Annotated in this window: 6 protein-coding genes; all 6 read right to left on the reverse strand. The window is 52.9% G+C overall.

Annotated features, from left to right (window positions below; all coding sequences use genetic code 11):
* Positions 1 to 668: ABC transporter permease (locus tag CPT76_RS38055; RefSeq protein WP_219845488.1), on the reverse strand; the 668-nt coding region annotated here is incomplete at its 3' end.
* Entirely contained in the window at positions 661 to 1,563 is a 903-nt protein-coding gene (locus tag CPT76_RS31085; RefSeq protein WP_105445637.1) for an ABC transporter ATP-binding protein, read from the reverse strand. The genes CPT76_RS31085 and CPT76_RS38055, both read right to left, overlap by 8 nt.
* Positions 1,541 to 2,479: an ABC transporter ATP-binding protein gene (locus tag CPT76_RS31090; RefSeq protein WP_105445638.1), complete on the reverse strand. Its 939-nt coding sequence runs from the start codon at positions 2,477 to 2,479 to the stop codon at positions 1,541 to 1,543. The genes CPT76_RS31085 and CPT76_RS31090 overlap by 23 nt, the downstream gene beginning before the upstream one ends.
* Positions 2,480 to 2,890, reverse strand: a complete 411-nt coding sequence (locus CPT76_RS31095; protein ID WP_105445639.1) for a GntR family transcriptional regulator — start codon at positions 2,888 to 2,890, stop codon at positions 2,480 to 2,482. It abuts the gene before it with no gap.
* 132 nt (positions 2,891 to 3,022) lie between these two features.
* The gene (locus CPT76_RS31105) at positions 3,023 to 3,739 is read right to left on the reverse strand and encodes a hypothetical protein (RefSeq protein WP_146116487.1); all 717 of its coding nucleotides are present in this window, start codon (positions 3,737 to 3,739) and stop codon (positions 3,023 to 3,025) included.
* A gap of 208 nt (positions 3,740 to 3,947) precedes the next feature.
* Positions 3,948 to 4,403, reverse strand: a 456-nt coding sequence (locus CPT76_RS31110; protein WP_146116500.1) for a DUF4850 domain-containing protein, incomplete at its 5' end; no start/stop codon positions are given.

Genomic DNA, 4,403 nt, shown 5'->3' on the forward strand with positions numbered 1-4,403 from the left:
ACGTTACTTCGGCTGCGATCATATTGCCTGTCATCATATTGGAGGTAAAGAACAGTATCAGCAGCACATAAACGACCACATAGTTCATGGCTTTCTGCATGTCTTCGCGGTCGGGTGTCTCCCCCCGCCTCCGTCTTACCTTCCGCGTTAATCCGCACCGTATCGAGCTTCACCGGTTCGTTCAGAGCGGCGATCTGCTCCGCGGTCAACGCATCCTTGGCGATCACGGTCGTCTTGACCGTCTGCAGCGCGGGCATCAGAAAGCTGCTGATTCCCTGTCCCATGCCGTCTTCGCCGCCGGTGAAGGTGACAGCAGGAAATGCCCCCTCCCCGCCGTCAAAAGAGAGGTAACCCTCGATCTTCCCGTCTTCCAGATCCTTTTTCGCCTGATCCGGAGCGGTCCCTTCGTATTTGACGAACGTATAGTCCTTATTGCCGGACTGCGCGGCATACTTCTCCAGTTCCGCGGCAATGACCGGCTGCGAGCCGTAGAGAATCCCGATCTGTTCGGCCTTGGATGCGTCGTCACCCTTGATCAGCTTAATGATATACGGCACGTTCATGCCGATCGTAATGAGCAGTGCAAGAATCAGAGTTGTAATCAGAAAAGATTTCGTTCTGGCTTTATTTTTAAACGTAAAGCCGATAATCGTCCCAAGCTTATTCATGCGAATCACCCACCTCTTGAATAAAGATTTGGTTCAGCGTCGGCTCCTTGATTTCAAAGCGCTCCACCGTGGTTTCCTGCATCGCTTTCTGCAGAATGCCCTGTGCCGTTTCCGGCGCAGCGATCCGGATGTGGTATCCCCGATCGATGCGTTCCACTGCCGTAACTCCCGGAATCGCATCCAGGCCGCTGACATTGCCTGTCGTATGAAGCAGCACTTCCTCACGCGGATAACGGCTCTTGATATCCCGGATGTTTCCCTGAACGACCGTATTGGATTTGTGCAAAATCGTAATGCGCTGGCACAGCTCTTCGACATGCTCCATCCGGTGTGTAGAGAATAGAATGCTGGTTCCCTCATCCCGCAGTTCCTTGACAGTCGCCTTCAGCAGCTCAACGTTGACCGGGTCCAGTCCGCTGAACGCTTCATCCAAAATGACGATTTGCGGCTTGTGCACGATGGCGGCGATAAAACCCATTTTCTGCTGATTGCCCTTGGACAGCTCCTCGATCCGCTTATCGTAATACTCCGGAACGTCAAAGCGTTCCAGCCAGTAGCGCAGGCTCTTATCCGCGTCTTGCTGCGACATGCCCCGAAGACGGGCCAGATAGACGATCTGCTCGCTGACCTTGATTTTCGGATACAGCCCTCTTTCTTCCGGCAGGTATCCCATGATTTGCTGAAGCTCCGCATGGTAGGGCTTGCCGTTATACAGAATTTCTCCCCCGTCCGGATAAATCAGGCCAAGCACCATACGCATCGTCGTCGTTTTCCCGGCACCGTTCGCCCCCAGCAGCCCGTAAATTTCTCCTCTGCCGACCTCCAGCGAGATTTGGTTGACTGCGGTTTTGTCTCCGTATTGTTTTACCACGTTAACTAGTTTTAATGGTTCCATGTGTCTGCTCCTCCCCCTCCTGCACGCCGGCAGGCTTATATCCTCGCACCCACAACGTTAAAATCTCGTCCAGCTCCAAAGCCCGTGTCTTCAGCACGTTGATACCTGAATCGTACAGGATCTGTTCCAACTCACGGCAGGACGTCGTCACCACGCGCGTAACGCCATGGGATTCCTGCTGCGTCTGCACAATGTTCGGCAGTTCTTCCAGATCGGTCTCGGGGCACCCTGCCCACACTTCCTTCCAGTTATCCAGCAGACTGTCCTTCTCCGCCATCCCCATCCACTTGCCGTGGTGAATCAGCATGACGTAGTCCGCCAGCCTTTTCACCTCATCAATGATGTGCGTGGACAGTACAATCGTCGTATCTTCGGTCTGCAGGCATTCCCTAAGCACCTCGATCATCATTTTCCAGGCAAAAGGGTCCAGACCCGACGATGGTTCATCCAGCAGCAGCAGCTTGGGATGCGGCGCAAGGGCCGCAGCGATTTCGTATTTGCGGCGCTCCCCCTTGGACATTTTGCGCAACCTCGTCGCTTTCGGTACCTGAAACAGATCGCACAGCTTTTCAAAATAAGGCTGATCCCATTCCGGATACCAGTACGCCCGAAAGGCGGCGGCTTCCTCGGCGGTCAAGTTATCCTCCTCCAGGTTGGATTTTTCCGCCACATACCCGATCTGTCTGCGCACTTCCATAGGAATGCCTTTACTGTAAGTGTGGCCGAACCAGGAAATGCGCCCCGAATCCGGAAACACCGTCTGCAGCAGCATGTGGATCAACGTGCTCTTGCCGGAGCCGTTCTCGCCAATCAGCCCGTACACATAGCCTTTCGGCAGGGCCAGGTCGATCGGTCCGATCGCTTTATGCCGTCTCTGCTTGGTCACGCCTTCCATTCGTATGATGGACTGTTCCATTTATGCCTCACCTTCTCCCTTCTCCGGATGGTACTTTCTTTTCAGTATCGATAAAAACAGCTCCCTCAGCTCATCTTCCTCGCATTTGACGGACATCCCGACATCCACCGCATGGTTTATCGCCTCTTCCACCGCCTCCCGCCGGAATACTTCACGCTGTGAAGTACCAACCTTGGCGACAAATGTGCCGGTCCCCTGCTTCGTGCGCAGAAGTCCTTCGCTCTCCAGATCCTGATACACTCTTCGAACCGTAATTACGCTGCAGTTCAGCCCGTTGGCAAACTCTCTAATTGACGGCAAAAGGGTTCCCTCCTCGATCTGTCCGCTGATGATCAGCGATCTTAATTGGGATTCGATTTGATGATAGAGCGGTTCAGCGCTGTTCTCATTCACTTGTATAGGTATCCACACCTTAGCGATCTTAATTGGGATTCGATTTGATGATAGAGCGGTTCAGCGCTGTTCTCATTCACTTGTATAGGTATCCACACCTTTCGCACCTCACCTTGCTATACTCGTCAATCCTCTTATTGGTTTCAAAGCTTACACCAGATCTCTAGATTCCAGCCTGCGGAGCGTTCCGATCGAGCACAGCACGAGGCTGATGACTCCGGCCAGCAAGATCCCCCACATCACCGGCGATAGCAGGCTCCATCGTTTGGATACCTCCACCGTGTACACCAGCAGGTTCCCTCCCGCCGCAAAAACGGCTGCCGCTGCCACTACGGAGCCAACGAGGAAAATGAGGGTCGACAACAGATAAGCTTTGCCATGATTGGAAAACTCAAAATAGATATAGGGTCCAGTCATCATAAGCCCGTAACCGACCCACGTCAGCGCAAAGGCCAGGTAATGGTCAAACCGCATATGATCCAGCAGGGTTCCCTGAACGCAATACATAATCACGAAGAAAATGATGCCGTTCACGGCAAAGGCCAGCACCGATTGTATCACCCGATATACCAGGACCACGCCGTTAGAGATCGGAAGCACCCGGAAGAATGCCAGCATTCGCGTATAGGAATCTTCCGTTAAATACTTGAAAGATCTTCGGGAAAAGTAAAATCCCAGCATCGGAACTAACATCAGCAGGATGAAATCAGCTACCGGACCAAGGGATCGTGCCTCTTCGCGCCCCAGCATCATGACCCCTGTAGTTCCTCCCATGTAGGCAGCAAATATGATAGACCACAGGAGGTACCTTTTCTCGCTGCGCAGATCCTTTCGTACCATCATCCAAGCGTCTTTTATTGTGTTCAACAACAATCGCCCTCGCTTTTTCCGTAATCCATAAGGGTGTATATACAGCACAGGTTCACTGTGCTTATTCACCACTCAGTGTGTATACTGTGTATATGTTTATACACAGTATACAGTGTGCTTGCCGGAGATGCAACGGCGAAATGAAAATATTAACAAAAAAACAGCACCCCATTGTCGGGTGCTGCTTGAAGCAGTGCATGTTGAGTTAGGAAACGCTTGGAATTCCCAAGTATGGCTGAACCGAAAGATCGGCGGCAACGGAACTCGGAAAGCGTGCAAAGAAATCCAGCATGACGTTCGCTATACCCAAATCCTCCGGCGGAACGCTGACTTCGTAACGGGTAAACATCGCATCCTGGGGTTCATGGCGCTCAAACGCAGCGCCGACCGTCTTATAAGCCGTGCTGCCCGGTGGTAAAACATACGTAACGACATGGTTCCGAACGTAAGCATGATGCAGGAACTTCATCGTCTTCCCGGGAAAGCCCTTTTCTTCGGCCCAATTCTTTAATGCCGTGAAATAGGAACCGATTAACGCAATGTTGCAGCCCTGACAGGGGCCGCCGTCCAAGTAAACGGCCCTGCGGTCCGGGTGCTGCGGATCAGCAAGCTCAAGGCCCACCGATCCGTTGGCTCCGGTATCGGCCCGGACGACTTCCCA

Source organism: Paenibacillus sp. AR247 (assembly GCF_002968895.1).
GTDB classification, from domain to species: Bacteria; Bacillota; Bacilli; order Paenibacillales; family Paenibacillaceae; genus Paenibacillus_AQ; species Paenibacillus_AQ favisporus.